Origin of the sequence: Leptospira adleri, from assembly GCF_002811985.1 — a bacterium.
GTDB classification, from domain to species: domain Bacteria; phylum Spirochaetota; class Leptospiria; order Leptospirales; family Leptospiraceae; genus Leptospira; species Leptospira adleri.
In genome coordinates this window covers 1-17,449 of sequence record NZ_NPDU01000088.1, presented here as the reverse complement: position 1 = coordinate 17,449, position 17,449 = coordinate 1, and the positions used below count along the sequence as shown (strand labels likewise).

15 protein-coding genes and 1 pseudogene are annotated in these 17,449 nt (G+C 43.0%); 11 read left to right on the top strand and 5 right to left on the bottom strand.

What is annotated here, in order from left to right:
* From CH376_RS21205 to CH376_RS21195, 3 genes and pseudogenes are all read right to left on the bottom strand, one after another.
* Positions 1 to 277, bottom strand: a pseudogene (locus CH376_RS21205) (sodium:solute symporter); the annotation flags it as partial.
* 108 nt (positions 278 to 385) lie between these two features.
* Positions 386 to 733: a hypothetical protein gene (locus CH376_RS21200; protein WP_100786951.1), complete on the bottom strand. Its 348-nt coding sequence runs from the start codon at positions 731 to 733 to the stop codon at positions 386 to 388.
* A 297-nt stretch (positions 734 to 1,030) separates the two neighbouring features.
* Positions 1,031 to 1,741 carry a nitroreductase gene (locus CH376_RS21195; RefSeq protein WP_100786950.1) on the bottom strand — a complete coding sequence of 237 codons (711 nt, stop codon included), beginning with the start codon at positions 1,739 to 1,741 and terminating at the stop codon, positions 1,031 to 1,033.
* Between the two features lie 107 nt (positions 1,742 to 1,848).
* On the opposite strand from CH376_RS21195, the gene CH376_RS21190 reads away from it, so the two are divergent.
* The 9 genes from CH376_RS21190 (at position 1,849) to CH376_RS21145 (ending at position 12,489) form a co-directional block, all read left to right on the top strand.
* Positions 1,849 to 2,448: a TetR/AcrR family transcriptional regulator gene (locus CH376_RS21190; RefSeq protein WP_100786949.1), complete on the top strand. Its 600-nt coding sequence runs from the start codon at positions 1,849 to 1,851 to the stop codon at positions 2,446 to 2,448.
* Positions 2,449 to 2,616: 168 nt separating this feature from the next.
* Positions 2,617 to 2,880, top strand: coding sequence for a metal-sensitive transcriptional regulator (locus tag CH376_RS21185; RefSeq protein ID WP_100786948.1), 264 nt, complete (start codon positions 2,617 to 2,619; stop codon positions 2,878 to 2,880).
* Positions 2,881 to 3,253: 373 nt separating this feature from the next.
* Complete coding sequence (locus tag CH376_RS21175) at positions 3,254 to 3,478, top strand: YgaP-like transmembrane domain (protein ID WP_100786946.1); 225 nt, start codon at positions 3,254 to 3,256, stop codon at positions 3,476 to 3,478.
* Complete coding sequence (locus CH376_RS21170; RefSeq protein WP_165781798.1) at positions 3,475 to 4,905, top strand: TolC family protein; 1,431 nt, start codon at positions 3,475 to 3,477, stop codon at positions 4,903 to 4,905. The genes CH376_RS21175 and CH376_RS21170 overlap by 4 nt, the downstream gene beginning before the upstream one ends.
* Positions 4,895 to 8,068, top strand: a complete 3,174-nt coding sequence (locus CH376_RS21165) for an efflux RND transporter permease subunit (protein WP_100786944.1) — start codon at positions 4,895 to 4,897, stop codon at positions 8,066 to 8,068. Before CH376_RS21170 ends, CH376_RS21165 begins: the two co-directional genes overlap by 11 nt.
* Positions 8,069 to 8,159: 91 nt before the next feature.
* Positions 8,160 to 9,641: a SpoIIE family protein phosphatase gene (locus tag CH376_RS21160; protein WP_100786943.1), complete on the top strand. Its 1,482-nt coding sequence runs from the start codon at positions 8,160 to 8,162 to the stop codon at positions 9,639 to 9,641.
* A 2-nt stretch (positions 9,642 to 9,643) separates the two neighbouring features.
* Positions 9,644 to 11,083: a tetratricopeptide repeat protein gene (locus CH376_RS21155; protein WP_100786942.1), complete on the top strand. Its 1,440-nt coding sequence runs from the start codon at positions 9,644 to 9,646 to the stop codon at positions 11,081 to 11,083.
* Positions 11,080 to 12,081 carry an LB_137 family protein gene (locus CH376_RS21150; protein ID WP_100786941.1) on the top strand — a complete coding sequence of 334 codons (1,002 nt, stop codon included), beginning with the start codon at positions 11,080 to 11,082 and terminating at the stop codon, positions 12,079 to 12,081. The genes CH376_RS21155 and CH376_RS21150 overlap by 4 nt, the downstream gene beginning before the upstream one ends.
* Positions 12,082 to 12,090: 9 nt before the next feature.
* Positions 12,091 to 12,489, top strand: coding sequence for an STAS domain-containing protein (locus CH376_RS21145; RefSeq protein ID WP_100786940.1), 399 nt, complete (start codon positions 12,091 to 12,093; stop codon positions 12,487 to 12,489).
* Between the two features lie 125 nt (positions 12,490 to 12,614).
* Here the strand turns inward: CH376_RS21145 and CH376_RS21140 are convergent, their stop codons facing one another.
* Positions 12,615 to 13,010, bottom strand: a complete 396-nt coding sequence (locus tag CH376_RS21140) for a hypothetical protein (protein ID WP_100786939.1) — start codon at positions 13,008 to 13,010, stop codon at positions 12,615 to 12,617.
* 450 nt (positions 13,011 to 13,460) lie between these two features.
* Entirely contained in the window at positions 13,461 to 15,062 is a 1,602-nt protein-coding gene (locus tag CH376_RS21135) for an EAL domain-containing protein (protein ID WP_100786938.1), read from the bottom strand.
* Between the two features lie 880 nt (positions 15,063 to 15,942).
* Between CH376_RS21135 and CH376_RS21125 the strand changes: the two genes are divergently transcribed.
* Both CH376_RS21125 and CH376_RS24335 read left to right on the top strand, forming a co-directional pair.
* On the top strand, positions 15,943 to 17,052 hold the full coding sequence (locus tag CH376_RS21125) for an AraC family transcriptional regulator (RefSeq protein ID WP_100786936.1): 1,110 nt from the start codon (positions 15,943 to 15,945) through the stop codon (positions 17,050 to 17,052).
* A 191-nt stretch (positions 17,053 to 17,243) separates the two neighbouring features.
* Positions 17,244 to 17,402 carry a hypothetical protein gene (locus CH376_RS24335; protein WP_165783648.1) on the top strand — a complete coding sequence of 53 codons (159 nt, stop codon included), beginning with the start codon at positions 17,244 to 17,246 and terminating at the stop codon, positions 17,400 to 17,402.
* The last annotated feature ends 47 nt before the right edge of the window (positions 17,403 to 17,449 follow it).

Genomic DNA, 17,449 nt, shown 5'->3' with positions numbered 1-17,449 from the left:
GCGGACGCGCAAAAAAAAGACCGACCAGAAAAAGACAAAGGGCAGCGCCGAAAGGATCTTCGATCACTCCTAAAATTCCTTCGTCCACAAATCGAGAAGAAGCTCCGAGTAATGTCTCCGAGCCGAACCAGGTCGCAAACAAGGCGGAAGATGCCAGAAAAAGAGGAAGCCTTCTTCCTGCGAGGACGTAATCCTTAGAATCGCTTACAAAACGGGAAGCGATCGCTCCGATCAAAATCGTGGTAAGAAGATATAAGATAACGGAAATACCGAGCAATGAATTACCTTCGATCTATCGTTTCTTATTTTTCCTCCGGAAAATCAATTCAAAACCGGGAGATTTTTAGTTTTATAAAGCCCGACTTTCCGAGCTTTGATTCGGAAATCAGTCGTATCCGTGCGCTTTTTTACAAAGATTTGCAAGTTGCAGATGATTGAGGCTGCCGATGCCTTCGAAACTTTTCGGAGTATCACGAACCCACTTGTCGTAGTAACCTTCGTCGCTCCGCGAAAGATTGATGATACATTCGTCCGAAGAGAAAACTCCTCGGATTTCCTTCATCTTTTGGGAAAGAAATTGAGCGCCCTCTTTCGAATTTTCAAAAGTGTATTCGAACTTTCTTTCCGATTGTGAGGCGGTCGAGTTTGTTTCGATCTGTTCGTAAATCAGCTTGAGCTCCGTTTCGGAAAGAATGAGGATTGTAAAAATAAAAATCGATTTTACCAGGACCATCTTATTCTTTCCAACGCCGGAAGGTCTTTCTTTTTGAGCTCGTTTTCGCAGTTTTAGAATTATTTTTGATAAACGCTTTTTTGCAAAGCTCGGCTAATGCAAAATGATCAAGTCCCTTGGTCATATCCGAATTTCTCGGAAAATGATCGACCGATTTTTCCAAAAAGCCTCTCTTTCATTCGGAAAGATGGATGACACAATCTATGGCAGGTTCGTTTCGTTTCAAAGATTGGCTCTTGTTCCAAAACCTAAATCCGATTCTCCCGCGACAAAGAATCGACGGGAGAATGTTTACTATCAATAAAACGTAACGATATCTCCGCTCGATTCTCTCGGAGTATGAAATCGATTGAGATCGGAGTCCGCTTTTGGATAACCGAGACTCAACCCGCAAACGACTTTTTCGGATTCGGAGAGATTCAACTCGGATCGTACGACCTCGGGAAAGGCGGATAACGCAGCCTGAGGAACAGATCCCAAACCGTAACTTCGAGCGAGCAACATCAGAGTATTCAAATAACAACCGATGTCGAGCGCGATGTAAAAATTCAATTCAAACTCGGTCGTGATAAAAACCGCGGTCGGAGCCCCGAAGAATTCAAAGTTACGAAGCATAAAGTTGTCTCTCGCTTCCTTGTCCTTACGTTCAATTCCTGCGACTCCGTAGATTTTCATACCGAGATCGAACATCCTCTTCTTTGCGTTCGCGGGAAACGATGCCGGCCAAACCGTATCCGGAATCGGTTCTCCTTTTTTAGCCCTTTCCACAAGAAGATTTGCCATCTTGTCCCTTCTCGCTCCGCTGACAACGTGCACTTTCCATGGCTGGCTGTTTTTCCAACTCGGTGCTCTAAGCGATTTTTGAAAGAGATCCTGCAAAACTTTCTCTTCGATCGGTTTGGATTGATAGTCGCGGATGCTATGACGAGTGAGCACGGCCTGTTCTACAGTCGTCGCAATTCCCGTAACGTCCACAAATTCGGTATCTTTGGTTTCAGTTGATGTCATAAAAACTCCAAATTGAACTTGCAATTTCTTCCTTCTCCTCATTTTATGAAATGAGGATAGCGTAAAAACAGACAAGTCTGTCTGCTATTTCATTCGAGAGGATAAAAATGTCAAGCAGAGAATCCGGACCAAAATCGAGAATTTTAGAAACCGCAGTTCGGCTCTTTCAGTCTCAAGGTTATGGAAACACCGGAATCAATCAAATCATCCAGGAATCCAAAACCGCAAAAGCGAGCTTTTACGATCACTTCCCGTCCAAAGACGATCTAGGCCGAGCTTATATAGAATTCTACGGAGAAGAACAACTTGTGCTCTTGGAAAAACTAAAATCAAGATCCTCTAATCCTCAGGAATTCATTCGGGCTTGGACCCAGATTTTAAGAAGACAAACACGCAACAGCGCTTTCGCCGGTTGTCCGATGGCGAATACCGTGGCGCAAATCGCCTCCACTTCTCATTCCATTTCCGAGGAGGCCAAGAGAGTGTCCCTGAAGACGATAGACATCTTGTCGTCTTATTTGGGAGAATGGCAAAAGGAAGGAATGGTTTCCAAAAAAGCGGATCCAAAACTTATGGCGAGAAGGGTTTTCGCGTGTTACGAGGGAGTGCTTCATACTTGGAAACTCACTGGGAAAATTTCCGCGTTAGACGATCTCCCGATCATCGTGGATGCGGTCTTTCGTTCGGCTTCCTCCGATTCGATCTAAAATATCCCGAGGGTTTTAAGAATTTCGGCTGTCCTCGGTTCGTTTTCTTTTCTTCCTAAAAAATTTCCCTCGACCGAACGCGTTTATCTTTTTTTGAAGATCGCGCTTTAGACTTAAAACTCATATTAATCCTGTTGACGACGAATATACCCCGTATGGTATATGGTTATGACGACGGAAAACGATTCTAAGCTTCTGATCAATCGAATCCACAGAATCAAGGGTCAATTGGACGCTGTGGAAAAAGGTCTTTTAAACGACTCTATGGACTGTGAAAAAACACTTCTTCTATTGAAGGCCGCAAGCCAGGCGATTAAAAAATTCGGAGAGGCCTATGTCCAAGAATACATGGACCGTTGCCTGACCGAAAATAAGAAAAAGCCGAACATGGAAAACATTCGAACCGCGATCAAAGCCGCTTTTTTTCTTTGACCTCAAAAATCAGAACGATCTCAGAACGGCTTATCTTGCCATTCTGATTCATTTTTATATCAGAGGTTTCGTTTTTTATTTAAGAATCCGTTTGCACTTCTCTGCTGCGATTTCAAATTTTATTTTATAAATTTTCGAGCAGAAGGTCCGAATCTGAATCGAACCCAAATCATATTCGGATCCAAACCGTGTAAATTCCGACCTTTTTGCCGATATTTTTCGCCCGAAAAATTGGTAAAATCCCGAACCGCTTCCGTCTCGACCCAAAATCCTTCTTTTTTTTAAACAATAAAAAATCGGCTTTTCAAAAACATATACCCCGGTGGGTATGTCAATTATTATATACCCACCGGGGTATATAGAGGAGAATGAGATGAATAGTTGGTATAGAGAAAGGCTGCTTTTTTTGATCGCGGGGACCGTGTCCTTGATCGGCGTCACTTTAGGGATGTTTGTAAACCAATGGGGGTTCGTTCTGAATTTCCTTGTCGGAATCAACATGATCCTTTTTGCGTTCGCGGGATTTTGTCCAATGTCGCTGATCCTGAAAAGCTGCGGAGTTCCCTCTTTGCGGGAAACCCAAGGAGAAAGAAGATGAAATCCTTCTTAGGAATTCTTCCGATTCTGATCGCCTTTCTTGCCTCGCCCTTTTGGGGCGAGGTTTCCGCCGAAAACGTGCTCGAATTTTCCGAAGTCTGGACCAAAATTCAAACACAAGCGCCCAACTTGAAATCAAAGGCTCTCGAAGTTCAAGCTGCAGAGATCTCAAAGGATCGAGCTAAAAAACACTGGCTTCCCAAAGTCTACGCGGACGTTCGCTCCTATCAGACAAACGATCCGGCTCTGAATTTTATGGGAAAACTCGGACAAAGATCGGCGACCCAATCGGACTTCTCCACAGCAAGCGTACGTTCTCAACCTTCCAACTTTTTGGATGCGAATAATCAACCCTACACCGGTTTGAATTCCAATACGGCGAATATTTTCGCGAAGGATACTCTAAACAATCCGGGTTCTCAAACCTACGCAAGAGGAACCTTAGGGATCGAACTTCCTCTCTACGAAGGGGGCGCTAAATCTTCCGCGTCCCTCATCCAAGAGAAACGATTGAGCGCCGTTCACGCCGAGGAAAAATATATTCGTTTTCGTGAATATTCTAACGCGGCGGTCGCTTATCAATCGATTCTCCTTGCCGAAGAAAACGGTAATATCGCCGAAAATCTTCGCCGAAAAATCTCCGACTTCTTAAGCCAATATCAGATCGGAAACCGATCCAATCTCGTCGGATTTTCGGGTTCCCTGGCTCTGAAATCCTTGCAACTCATATTAGATGTTTCTAAAAAAGAATCGGAGACGGTTCGACAAAGCGCGGACGAAACTCTTCATTTTCTCGCGGTCGATCTGCCCGCGGACTTTAAGCCGAAAAAAAACACTCTTCTTAAATTTGTGGAAGAATATCTCCCTCTTCCTAACGAACAAGAATCCGGTCATACTCCGCTCGCCGACGCGTATTCTGCTTACGCCGAAGGTGCGAAAGAATCCGTAACTTCGGAAAAATCAAAATTCTTACCTAAGGTGGCGGCTTACGCGGAAACTTACGCCTACGACGGAAATCGAAACTTTGCAAATTCTTACAACGCCGGAATCTATCTGCAGATGAATCTGCTGAGTCCGACCGACATAGGCGCGTTAGACGAGGCCAAAGCGAAAGCCGAAGGTGCGAAAAAAAAATCAGAAGAGATCAGACTCAGAGAGGAAAGTAATTTTAGAATTCTTATCCAACAAGAGAAAACACTTTCGGAAAATCTAAGATCCATCTACGAATCGGTGCGACTCCAAGAGGAACAATTACAGGTTTCCCAAAAACTTTTCCGCAACGGAACGATCCAAGCGCCCCAACTCGCTGAATCTTTTTCCGCGATGGTAAATCTTCTCAAAATGAAAACGGCCTCCGAATCGGAATATCTGAGAATTAGAGGCGAACTTTCTATCTACGCAAAAAGAGGAAATTCCAATGAAAGATAAACAATCACAAAAAACCGGATTTGCCGGAAGGATCGCGCTTGCATTCGTTCATTCCAAGCTCACTCCGATTCTAATCTTCTCGAGTCTTTTTTTAGGGATCATCGCGGTATATCTGACTCCGAAAGAAGAAGAACCGCAGATCTCGGTTCCTATGATCGACATTCAACTTTCGGCTCCGGGTTTCAGCCGTTACGAAGTGGAACGTAAGGTAACGGAGCCCGTTGAAAGAGCGGTCTGGGGATTGGAAGGAGTGGAATACGTTTATTCCGCAAGCGGGGATCACAACGCTATCGTTACCGTCCGTTTCGAAGTCGGTCAACCTTTGGAACCTTCTCTCGTCAAAATTCACCACAAACTCATGGAAGTCCAAAGGGAGCTTCCGCCTAACGTGGCTCCGGCGACGGTTCGATCCTTGACGATCGACGACGTTCCGTTTTTGGCTCTTACTTTCAGTTCCGATCAAAGAGACGATTATTCCCTGCGAACGTTAGTCGCTCCTTTAGCGCGGGACCTTTCAGGAACTCCCGATCTTTCCAAGGTCGAACTGTTGGGAGGAAGAAAAAAATCGGTACGAGTGATCGCGGATCCTTCGAGAATGAATCGTTCCGGGATCAGCGTCTCCGACATCGCAAATTCTCTAAGACTCAACGATACCTTTCTTCCGGTCGGGCAAAACTGGGGGAAAGAAAAAAAATACGACGTCGAAGTCGGAACGACCATCTCAAAATTGGAGGACGTTCGTTCTCTTCCGGTCGCACAACGGGGAGGCAGAGTGATCCGGGTTTCCGACGTCGCTGAAATTTTGGAAGGAGCGCAGGAAAGAAACAAGGAATCCGTGCTCTATGATAAAACGATCGACGGGAAGGAAAGAAACTCGGTGACGATCAGCTTTTCCAAAAGAAAGGGAACCAACGTGGTCCCGCTTTCCAAAGAACTTCTGGAAAGGGCAGAAAGTTTCGGGAAACGTCTTCCGCAAGACGTAAAGATGTCGGTGATCCGCGACTACGGCTCCACGGCGGACGCTAAATCAAAAGAATTGATCGAACACCTTTTGATCGCGACGATTTCGGTGAGCATTCTCATCGCGCTCTGGATGGGATTTCGAGCGTCGATCGTGGTTTCGGTCGCGATACCCGTGACCCTGGCTTTGACCTTGGCGCTTTACTATTTTTTGGGTTACACTCTCAATCGAGTCACGTTATTCGCGCTTATCTTCTCGATCGGGATTCTTGTCGACGACGCCATCGTGGTCGTTGAAAACATAGAACGACATCTCAAGGAAAATCCGAAACGCGGGATCTTAGAATCCACGATTGCGGCCGTTTCCGAAGTGGGAAATCCGACGATTCTCGCGACGTTTACGGTGATCGCCGCGATTCTTCCGATGGCATTTGTGAGAGGACTTATGGGTCCGTATATGAAACCGATCCCCGTCGGCGCGAGTCTCGCAATGATCCTTTCCTTGCTGGTCGCGTTTATCGTAACGCCTTGGATCAGCGTTCGGCTTTTGAAAACGGCTCACTCGCATTCCGAGAAAGAAAAAGTTTCCAAACTGGATCAGATCTATATCCGAATCGTAAACTGGCTGCTCGCGTCGAAGATGAACTCGATCAAATTCGGGGCGGGAATAGTAGGACTTCTTCTCCTTGCCTCTTCTCTGGTCGCGTTCAAAGCCGTAAAGGTAAAGATGCTTCCGTTCGACGACAAAGACGAGTTTCAAGTGCTGATCGACTTCGATCCGAGAACTCCTCTCGTCAAGAGCGTCGATCGATCCAAAATTCTCGTGGAAGGAATATTAAAAAATGAGAATGTAGAAAAGGTTCAGATCTTCGGAGGTGAAGCGGCTCCTTTCTCTTTTTCGGGAATGGTCAAACACAGCTTCCTCAGAAAGTCCGATTGGCAGATCGATCTTCACGTGGTTCTCAAATCCAAGGAACATCGTTCGATCAAAAGTCACGAGATCATAGAATCTTTGAGGGAAGAGATCGCAAACTTCGGAAGAATGGAAAACGCGGTCACAAAAGTATTGGAGATTCCTCCCGGACCTCCCGTACTCGCGACGTTTGTCGCCGAGATCTACGGCCCGAACGAAACGGAAAGAAAAAAGACCGCCGCGGAAATTCACAAAATTCTTTCCGAACAAGACGGAGTCGCCGATTTGGATTCGAGTCTACGACCGGGAAGACCGAAGATCGTTTATCCTTTCGATTCCAATCTAGGAGGAGTTTTGGGAGTTCGTTCGGAAACGATCGCAAGAGACGGACAATTTCTTTTTTCGGAGACTCCGATTCTTTCCTTGTCCGAAGCGGTTCATCCGGAGGAGATCACGGTCGATCTTTCCGTCTCGGATAGAATTCGATCTTCGCAGTCGCCCTTTCGTCCGATGACGGTTTCTTCCATGGAAAGCGGATCGATCCCTTCCGAAAGTGTATTAAAGAATTCTTATGTTCGTGAGAATCTTACGTTGAACCGGAAAAATCTGAGATCGGTGGAATACGTCACGAGCGAATTTTACGGAGAAGAGGAAGCTCCCGTTTACGGGATTCTAAAATTGGCTCCGAAAATTCTTTACCCGACGGGAACCGCCGAAACGCCGCGCAACACGGATCAAGTTTTCGTAAAATGGGACGGAGAATGGTTTATCACATACGAAGTCTTCCGAGATCTCGGAGGAGCCTTTGCGCTCGTGATGATCCTCATCTACGTCCTCGTCCTCGGTTGGTTTAAAAATTATTTCCTACCTCTGATCATCATGGCGCCGATTCCGATCTCTTTGATCGGAATTCTACCGGGACATTGGTTTACCGGGGCGTATTTCACAGCGACGTCGATGATCGGGTTTATCGCGGGAGCGGGAATCATCGTTCGAAATTCGATCATTCTCGTGGACTTTATCGAATCGGAGATTCGTTTTGGAAAACCTCTCAAACAAGCGGTGATAGACGCGGGTGTGGTTCGTTTCCGACCGATGCTTCTCACGGCGTCCGCCGTCGTAGTAGGAAGTGCGATCATGCTTTTGGATCCGATCTTCCAAGGACTCGCGGTCTCCTTGATCTTCGGAGAAATCGCGGCGACGATTCTCAGCCGATTTGCGGTTCCCACTCTCTACTATTGGTTCTTAGGTAAGAATCGAATGCAAGAATTGACTTTGAATGCAGACTGAGTTCTGCATTCAAAGTCAACAAAAACAAAAGAGGCCAGTTTATAGAATGCAATGATTTTTGAAATTATAAAAACGATAATCTATTTCGATCATGAAGAAGTCCCTTCGACTACAGATTATCGTTATTTATACGATCTTGACCGTAGTAAATCTTACATTTGTCGCGGTTATGATTTTCGAAAATCAAACAGATCTTTTGATTTCGAATTTTACTCTGGAATCGGATCGGGTCGCGAAAGAAATTCTAAAAAAGATAGAATCCTTCGGCCATGTCGATTATCAAAATCCTTCCCAGATCAACGAGTTTCAGAGTAAACTTTTCAGCATCGGTCTCAGCAATTTTTCCGTTTTGGAAATCGAGGACACTTCTCTCGAAAAAACGAAGATCCTCCTTTCCAACGGAGTTGTTTCCCCGTTCTCGGATCTTCGGTCGAAACTCGGCAAGATTTCGAGCGCCAAGGCCGCGCTCAACACTTCTTACGATATCGAATTGGATACGGACCAGTTCATCGTTCATCTGATTTTTTTTCTCAATCCGAAGACGTTTCTCATTTCCGAGATCAAAATGCGGGAGATGATCGATCGTCTTCGTTCTCTTTACATTCAGCTCGGACTTTTGCTCGTTTGGGGTTTTGCGTTTCATATTTTTTTCGGAATCTTTCTCTATCGTAAAATTTTTATCCGGCTTTTTCTTCTCAAGGAAGTCAGCGAAACGATGGCGACCGGGGATTTGAACGCGAGGGTTTCGTGGAATCGATCCGCACAGGACGAGTTGGACGTTTTGGGAAATACCTTTAACGGAATGGCGGAACGGATCGCTTCCCAGTTCGACGCGTTGCATCTCAAAAATACCCAGATTCAAACCGAATTGGAAATCGGAAAGAACGTACAGGAATGTTTTCTTCCCGGTAAGAGAAAACGATTTCCTTTGCTCCACGCGGACGTTCATTACCAACCGATGCGCGAGGTAAGCGGGGATATCTACGATATTATCGAAATCGACGAAACTCGCACGGCATTCTTCTTGGCGGATGCGACCGGTCACGGAGTTTCGGCGGCGTTGATCACTTCCATCATTCACTACAATATGCAGGACATTCTAAAGGAAACGATCAATCCTGCGGAAATATTCAATCGACTCAGCGAAAATTTGTTCGAAACCTTGCAAGGGACCTTCTTTGCGACCGGAATTTTTTTTCTTTTCGAAAAAGGCGGATTCGCCTACTTCTGCAGCGCCGGTCACAATCCGATCTATTACTTTCGCAAAACAAAGAGGACGATTCTTTCCTTAAATTCGACCGGATTCGTTTTGGGAATCGGAATCCCCGATCCGTACAAGGTTCTTAAAATCAAAACGGAACCGGGAGACAAAATTCTCATTTATACGGACGGAATTTTGGACGCGGAAAATCCCGCTAAAGAACAATTCGGAGACGATCGTCTCCTGGAAACCTTTCGAGAACACGCCGAACTTCCTTCGGAAGAATTGATGTCTCGTCTACGTTCCGATCTTCATTCTTTTGCAAATCATTTTCCCGACGACGTCACTTTTGGAATATTAGAGATTTCTTAAGAATGAAAAAGAGCGCCCTCATCGCGATCATCGGCTTTCTGGCGATTCTGTGTTTCGGTTTGATCGTACTCGATACCAAACTTTTCGAACTCAAAGTGATTCTCGAAAAAAGAAAGGTCCTTAACTTTTCTTTTTCCAGCGATATTCTGAGATCGAAATTCGAAAGTATTCTTTCCAACAAAGAAAACCTGCGCGCCGAGATGAACCTCAACAACCTCCAAAGTTCTCTCATCGAAAGCGACGGACTTCCTTCTTTTCAAACTACCTTTTGGCAGAATTTCGGATCCGGGCTGATCAACGCGGTTCGTTTTTTGACGGGTAAACCTCCGATTCACTTCGAACTGAATTCTTCCAACATTCGAGCCTTAGAACGCGCGTTTCGTCTGGAAAGAAATCAGGCTTACAAAGACGCTTACAACACATATTCGGAAACACTTTCTCTTTTTCCCGAGGGAAGCGAAGAAAGCGGATTTATCCTTTTGCACCAAGGCTTTTGTCTCGCGGCTCAGGGAGAATTCGACGCCGCCATCAAGGATTTGCAGAAGGTCCTGGAAAAAAATCCGGGGAGCAGTTTCGCAAACGACGCGGAAATCCTAACGGGAGTCATTCTCAAATCCAAGGAGAATACAAAGGAAATCGAAGCCAACTTCGACAGTCCCGAGGCGAAAATCCGCGCGTATTTTGCGAAGGGAAATTACGCCAAAGTATTGGAAGAAGGCGCAAAGATCGAACTCCATTCCGCGGAAATGAAATACCTCCGAGCCTATTCTCACGAAAAAACGGGAAATCAAAACGAGGCGATCGGAGAATATGCAAAACTCGCGTTTTCCGATAAGGACAAAGAGATCGCGATCAAAGCCAACCGGCGTCTTTTGATGTTGGGGCACTACTACAACGCGGGAAGCGAAATCGCAAGGATATCGGATAAGAACGCCGAACGACTCGGAGACGTTTCCGAAGCCAACGTGATCCGAAGTTCCGCTGAAAAACTAAAACACTTCGAAGAAGAACCGAAAAATACGAAAGAATCCGATTCTTCCAAAGAGAATCTAAAAGCTCCAATGCAGGAAGTGATCGCCAATTCCGAAGCCTTCCTAAAAAAAGCCGAAGCCGAAGCGAAGGCCGCCGAAATTCGAAATTACATCGCGGTTCATATCTCCGGCGCGCCTCCCGTTTACGGGGAACGAATTCTCATCGACGGTGACAGGACAAAATTGTTTTCCACTCATTTCCCGATCACACTTCCGACTTATACGATCCAATCCATCACTCTTGAAAAAAAAACGGTTCGGAATTCCAAATTGAAATTCGTAAAAGATTCAAAGTCAATTCCCTTTCAAAAAGCTATCTTCGAAGACGATCAGTCCATCACTCTGATCGAAAATAAAACACAAAAGAAAATCGATCTGACCTCTTCGATCACAATTGAGTTATCCAAATGAATCAAATTTTTGCGTTCGTCGCTCTTATCTTCTTTCTATCGATGCAAATAGAGGCGCATCGCGTCGTCTTAAAAACGGGAGAAATCGTAACGGGCCAATGGAAGGATTCGGACGGGCAAACCGACCATATCGTAATCATCACCGACGGAGCGGAAAGAAAGATCGAAAAAAGGGAAATCTTAGAACTCTTTTTTGAAGAAACGGGTAACGGTCTTTGTTTTACCTCAAAAAAAGAATCCGAAAAGAAATGCGGTTTAAAACTTCTCAAACTGAATTCACTGACCGTTTATTATATGGATGAAACAAATCGTTATTTAAGAATTCCTCTGCAAGATCTGAAGGATTTTACAATTGAAGCGCCTTCCTCTAAAATCTTCGAACAACTTTCTCAGCTCGACCTGCCCGTCCGGATCGTTTCGGAGCGAAATCGAAACTTCCTTTCCAAGATCGAAAGAATCGATGGAGAATCCATCTTCATTCGGGAAGAATCTTCCGAAGCTCCGATCGAAATTTTAAAAAAGGAAATTCAGACTCTTACCTGCGTCCTAAACGAAACATCCAAAAAGGATTCCGATGAAAATTCGAAGAACCTAACTTCCATCACTTTCATCGATTATTTAATCCCGGGGTATTATCTAAAAAAACAAGGACACCTTAAATCCGGATATTCTCTGATGGGTTTGACCGCCTTCTTTGCCGCCGGAGCCGTCCATGAATTCATAGCGGCTAAAAAATCAAAATCCGAGCAGCCGACTTTGATCCCTCAGGACAACGGTTCGTTTTTGTGGTTCGAGTCCGAGAACAACGGATTTCAAAAACACAAACAACTGAATCACATCTTTTTACTCTCTCTAACAATCAATTATATTTTGAATACGACTCTTCTCGCTTTCCCGATTACTTACGAGTTGTTATTTCACGAAACGGAGCGTCCATTATTAGATCCGTCGACTGGGAAAGATCAAAAAATCGAAATGAAAATCAACATCAACTTTTAGGAAAATACTATGACAACAAGCAATAACTCGAAAGACGAACTTTTCGTTGAGATCGTATCCAATTCTCACGTCCAGCAAATGCTCAAACCGAATATCGGCGTTATCAAAGCCAAAGGAGAAATTAATATTTTTTCCTCTAAAAAATTAAAAGACGTTTTTTCGGAAAAGATCGACGAAGGCGCGAACGTCCTACTATTGGACCTTTCCGAAACGACTCATATCGATTCTTCCGGTCTTGCGGTCTTGATCAGCACTCAGGCTCGACTGATGAAACAGGTAAAGGGAGGCTTGGTCCTCTATTCGATTCCGAGTTCGATCATGAAAATTTTCGAACTCACTCGATTGGACAAGCTCATCTCCATGACGATCGATTTAGACGCCGCAGCGGACAAAGGATTGAGTTATTAAAACTCGAAGGAAAAATAAAGGAAAACACCTACTCTCAATCGCGAGCAGTAGGTAAATCGCTCAAACACATTTAATTTACATAATATTCCGTTACTCTCTAAAATCGATAGAAAATCAAACTTAGATCAAGAACCGTCCTGAATCAAATAATCCAAATGCAACCGGATATCCGGCTCTTCCGAAGATTTTTGCGAGAAAAGAAGGTCCTCCTCGACTTTATCCCGAATCAAGCGATTCAATTCGTCCGGAACCTTCGCCAAATGCGTTCCATTGAAGATCGCATAGTTTTCGATCCACAATTCCAGCTTTTTACTTTCGGAAAGGAGAATGCAGTTTTGGTTTGCGCGGATGGAATCCGCGATCATCTTTCGAAAATTGGTAAGATTAGGGAATTCCTCGTTTTCGATCCGATTTAGATCAAGAATGTAAATCCCCGAAAAATCGTCCAAAATCGATAAAATCACGTCTCTTACGCTCATAATAGAACGGTTGTCAACGACACCGGAAAGTTTAATCCACATCACCTTGGTAGAAGTTTCTTCCCCATCAAATATAACGAATTCGCTGCTAACCTGCATTTGCTACCCCGCTCAAAATCTTTGGTTTTATTATTTTGCGCAACTTTCCAATTCGTATTTCGAATTTAGCCGTAGATATTTTTCTATCAACTCTACGTTATGCGCTATTATAAATAAAATTTTTAGATCGAATATAATTTATTTTTAATCCGAAGATCGATCGCGTTCAAGCATAACGGATTCCCGAAAATCTTCCCCGCATTCTATAACAGGAACACTTTTTTAAGAATGGCGTCCAAGTTTACTATTCGCTGTTAAACGAAGTATTATTTTAGGAATGCGATTCGATACAGCATTATTCTAAAGTTTAATAGATTGAGGATTCAGAAGTAACTCATCCGGAACTACTCGAATCCTATTTAATCTTTTAGAATTTCAATTCAAAAAACATTTTCACTTCGAAGCGCCGGTTAACGTAAGAAAGGGAAGATCGTAAAGATTGGAAGGTTTTCCATAGAGAAATCCCTGCAAATAATTAGCGCCGCAATCAATCGCAATTTTTTCCAATGTAGAATTTTCAATTCCTTCAAAAACGGTTTTTTTACCGAGTGAAAGTAAAACTTGGGATATCGCTCTTAGAACGCTTCTTTTACTCGGGTTCGAATCCGTACCTAAGATTAGACTTTTATCCAGCTTCACGTAATCGCTTTCGATCTTCTCAATCCTTGAAAAGTTAGAGTTTCCCACTCCAAAATCGTCGATCGCAATCTGAAATCCGAACTTTCTGAGAATCGACATCTGCTCGATGATCAACGGAGTTTCTTCGTATCTACTTTCCGTAATTTCCAAAATTACCGACGAAGGAGAAAGAGTTAAATTAGAAAAATAGAATATGAGATTATCCGCAAATTCCGGATTTTTAAGTTGGAACGGAGAAATGTTGATGGAGCAGATAAAATCCGAATTCGGACAACGCCTTTTCAGCTCCATAAAATCACGAAACGCGTTATGAATCACCCAGGACCCGATAGAGCTGATCAAACCGGATTCTTCCGCGAGTGGAATAAAAATATCGGGACTGATCATTCCTTTTTCCGATTGGTTCCAACGAGAAAGCGCTTCCAGAGAATGAAGGGTTCTTGTCTCGGCGGAAAGGATCGGCTGATAATGGAGAAGCAGTTCTTTTTTATGAACCGAATTTCTCAAAGACAAATACGTTGCGATCATCTGGGAAGAATCATTTTGACTTTCGGTCGCGTAACGGCTGAACGGATATTCGATCACTTGATTAAGATTGTTTCTAAGCCCTCGAAGAATTTGAAGAGGAGTCGTATCGAGTTCGGTCGTATGATATCCTCCGATTGAAAGTTTGAGATGAAATTCGTTCCCCTCCACTTGAATCGTATTTTTCATATAAGATATCAAGCTAGAAGGAATCCAATTGATGTCCACGTCCGGTTTGTTGATCTGATACGAGAAAAAAATTTGATTCGCAGAAACTCGAAAGCCCAAATTCTGGGAATTCGTGATCGTCAAAAACTCCGCGTGCAAGTCCAAGAAAACGGCCTCATAGATCTGATTTTCAAACTGATGGAGAAAGGGATGGTTGTAAATTTCGATGTTTACGAGATAAAAGTATGTACTATGCAATTTAAGAGAACGAAGAAGACTATTTCTCAGAGAACGAAATTTTTGCAATCGATGTTTTTCGAAATTGATGGAAGCCTGCGTAGTCGATTCGATATGCACAAATACAACCTTACTTTTGGAGTTGATTTCAAAATTGATCTTATAAACACGATCTAAGGCGGAGCGGACTACCAATTGGATCCGGCGATCCGTCCTCAGCTTCCGAACCCCCGCCCCGTGCGCGTAAATATTTCCGTATTCTAAAAATCTATCGATCGCTCGATTCAATTTAGAATCCGATTTCAAGACAGAATCGTATTCCATATCCGAATACAAAAGTTCTCCGCCAAAGTTATATAAAGCATAACTGTAGGTTCGAGAATCCAGGTCACGATCCAACGGAACATCATGAAATCGAGAAAGCATTCTAAGATTTTACAGTAATATCAATCTCTTTCATTTCAATTTATAACCTAAGGGATAGGGAATTCCGATTTAGGTCTTTTTATCATTTCAGAGAAGAATTCTAATTTTCGATTTTTTCAAGTGAGAGGAATGGATCAAAATTTGATTCTTTGAAAAAAGATAGGGTCCTCCAAAAGCAAACCGAGTTCCATTTCCGAAATATTCATGGAAAGAATCCAATGAATGCGCCGACTTCCAATGGCTTTCCAGAATATAAACTGAAGCCGGCATTCTTCTTTGACCCCAAAGATTTCAAATTCGCAAAAATGAGACGTTTTTTTGCAAACTCCTAAGCACGGATCCTTGCGGTTCATCTCATTTTGTAAAACTAGATTCTTGCAAAAGGCAAAAAACAATTCTTCTTTTTTTGAGTTACGAAATAAAAAAGTCTCATTCTCTAAATTTTGATCGGCTGATTTCATTTGAAGAATTTCGATTCGAATAAATTTTGGAGCGATCACCTTTTAAAAAACGCTAGCTTTCACATTATAATCAGAATCAACAAAAGCATTTTCTGTGTCCTTGCATGGAATGTTTTTAAAATTCATTTCGATATTGTTCCGACAAATAATTCAGTTTTATCAATCTGTATCAGAGACTACAATAATACCATAATATTCTTTTTTTATATTGTATCGAAAAGTCTCGACTCAATTCGAAAATTCGCATAATAGAATGAACTATTTTTCAAAAAATTAATAAGACAAAATGGAATTCGTTTTAAAATTTAATTTCTTCTTTTCAAAATTTAGAATTCAGTCGATTTTGATTTTATAAAAGATTTGCTTTAGTTTTTCATACAAAGAAATCAGAAAATATCAAAATTAGAACATGAAGAGTTATGGTGAATATTAATTTAGATTTAGTTTTCAATGAAACGACCTTGATCGGTCTCATACGATTTGGCGCCGGGTTCGCGTTGATTTTGGGCATCGGCAATTGGATTCGCGCAAAGAGACAAATCGATCATCTCATATCCTATGTTTTGATTTTAACTGCCATTTTCCAAGCAATCGACGAGGAAAGTCTCCTTTTGGTTAGTCATCTTTGGCTTTCGAAACTTTTGTTTTTGATCGATATCATCGCGTTAGCCGCAAGCGGAACCTTCGTTTTTTTGATTTCCTGCATGATTTTTCGCAAGCACACCGAGCTCCCTCTTTTCTACTATTGGAACTTTTTAGGGCCTTTTTTACTCGCGATTCCGATTGCCACCTTCTATGAGCAACCCGGAGGCAAAGAACTCGAATTCTTTCTTTTTGCGGCGGATCTTTACGTTTTCGTGTATTTTGCATTTGCGATCGCAAATATCTGGAGAGATAGGGAATATCTTCTTTCTCAGGTGAATTTTAGAATCGTTCTTATTTTAGTGATTACGATTTCGCTTTGTATTCCTCTGGAAATCGCCGGAATTCTTCTGGAAAACAAGTTTTTGATTCTGCTTTCTAGCGTTCATACGACCTTTGTTGTTGTCTTTTATTATTTTATGACGCTTCTCTTTCCAAGGATGATGGACTTCCAGGGCGCGGAAACGGGTAAGAATCTCGCCAAACGCTCCCTTCTCCACGATATCGATATTCACGCGTTGGAAGAAAAACTCGCATACATTGTAAAAGAAGAAAGGATTTATCTGGACGAAGACATCCGTCTTCCGGATCTTTCGGAGGAACTTGGAATCTCGGTTCATCAGCTTTCTTTTTTTCTCAACAATCATTTGGGTATCAACTTTAACAACTACATCAATCAATTCCGGGTGGAAGAAGCCAAGTCGATGCTGATCAACGATCCTACCCGTTCGGTCGTCTCCGTAGGGATCGCCGTCGGCTTTAATTCCAATTCTTCTTTTTATAAGGCGTTTTATAAGGAAACTGGAATGTCTCCGAAACAATTCAGAGCATCACAACCGAGAATGCTCCAATATCGTTCCTCCCGCGACGTTCAATTGAAAAACTAAGGAGTTCAAAAACTCGGCAAAGAATCTAGATTTGATAGAATCTACTTCCGATTAAATTAAATTCTAAAATAGAATATTCTGATTTTTATAATTTCAAAAATTTTCAATTATATTTGCCGATGCATCCCGTTCGGAAACGCGCTAAACTTCTCTTCAGTTCATGTTTGAAAATAAAAGAGGAGGTGCATCGAATGTTTAATTTGAATACCCTGTCGGATATCATGTCTTCTGCGGTTTTCTCAGACGTAAACCTGTTCTACACACACGCGGCCGGAGTCGGAACGGGAATGATCATGTCGATTTCCAGATTTTACGGAGGAAAAAAGAACGAGTCCGAAATAGAAACCTAAGAATACGGGATCTTGTAAAAGTCTCGGATCCGTTTCTTGCGGAAATA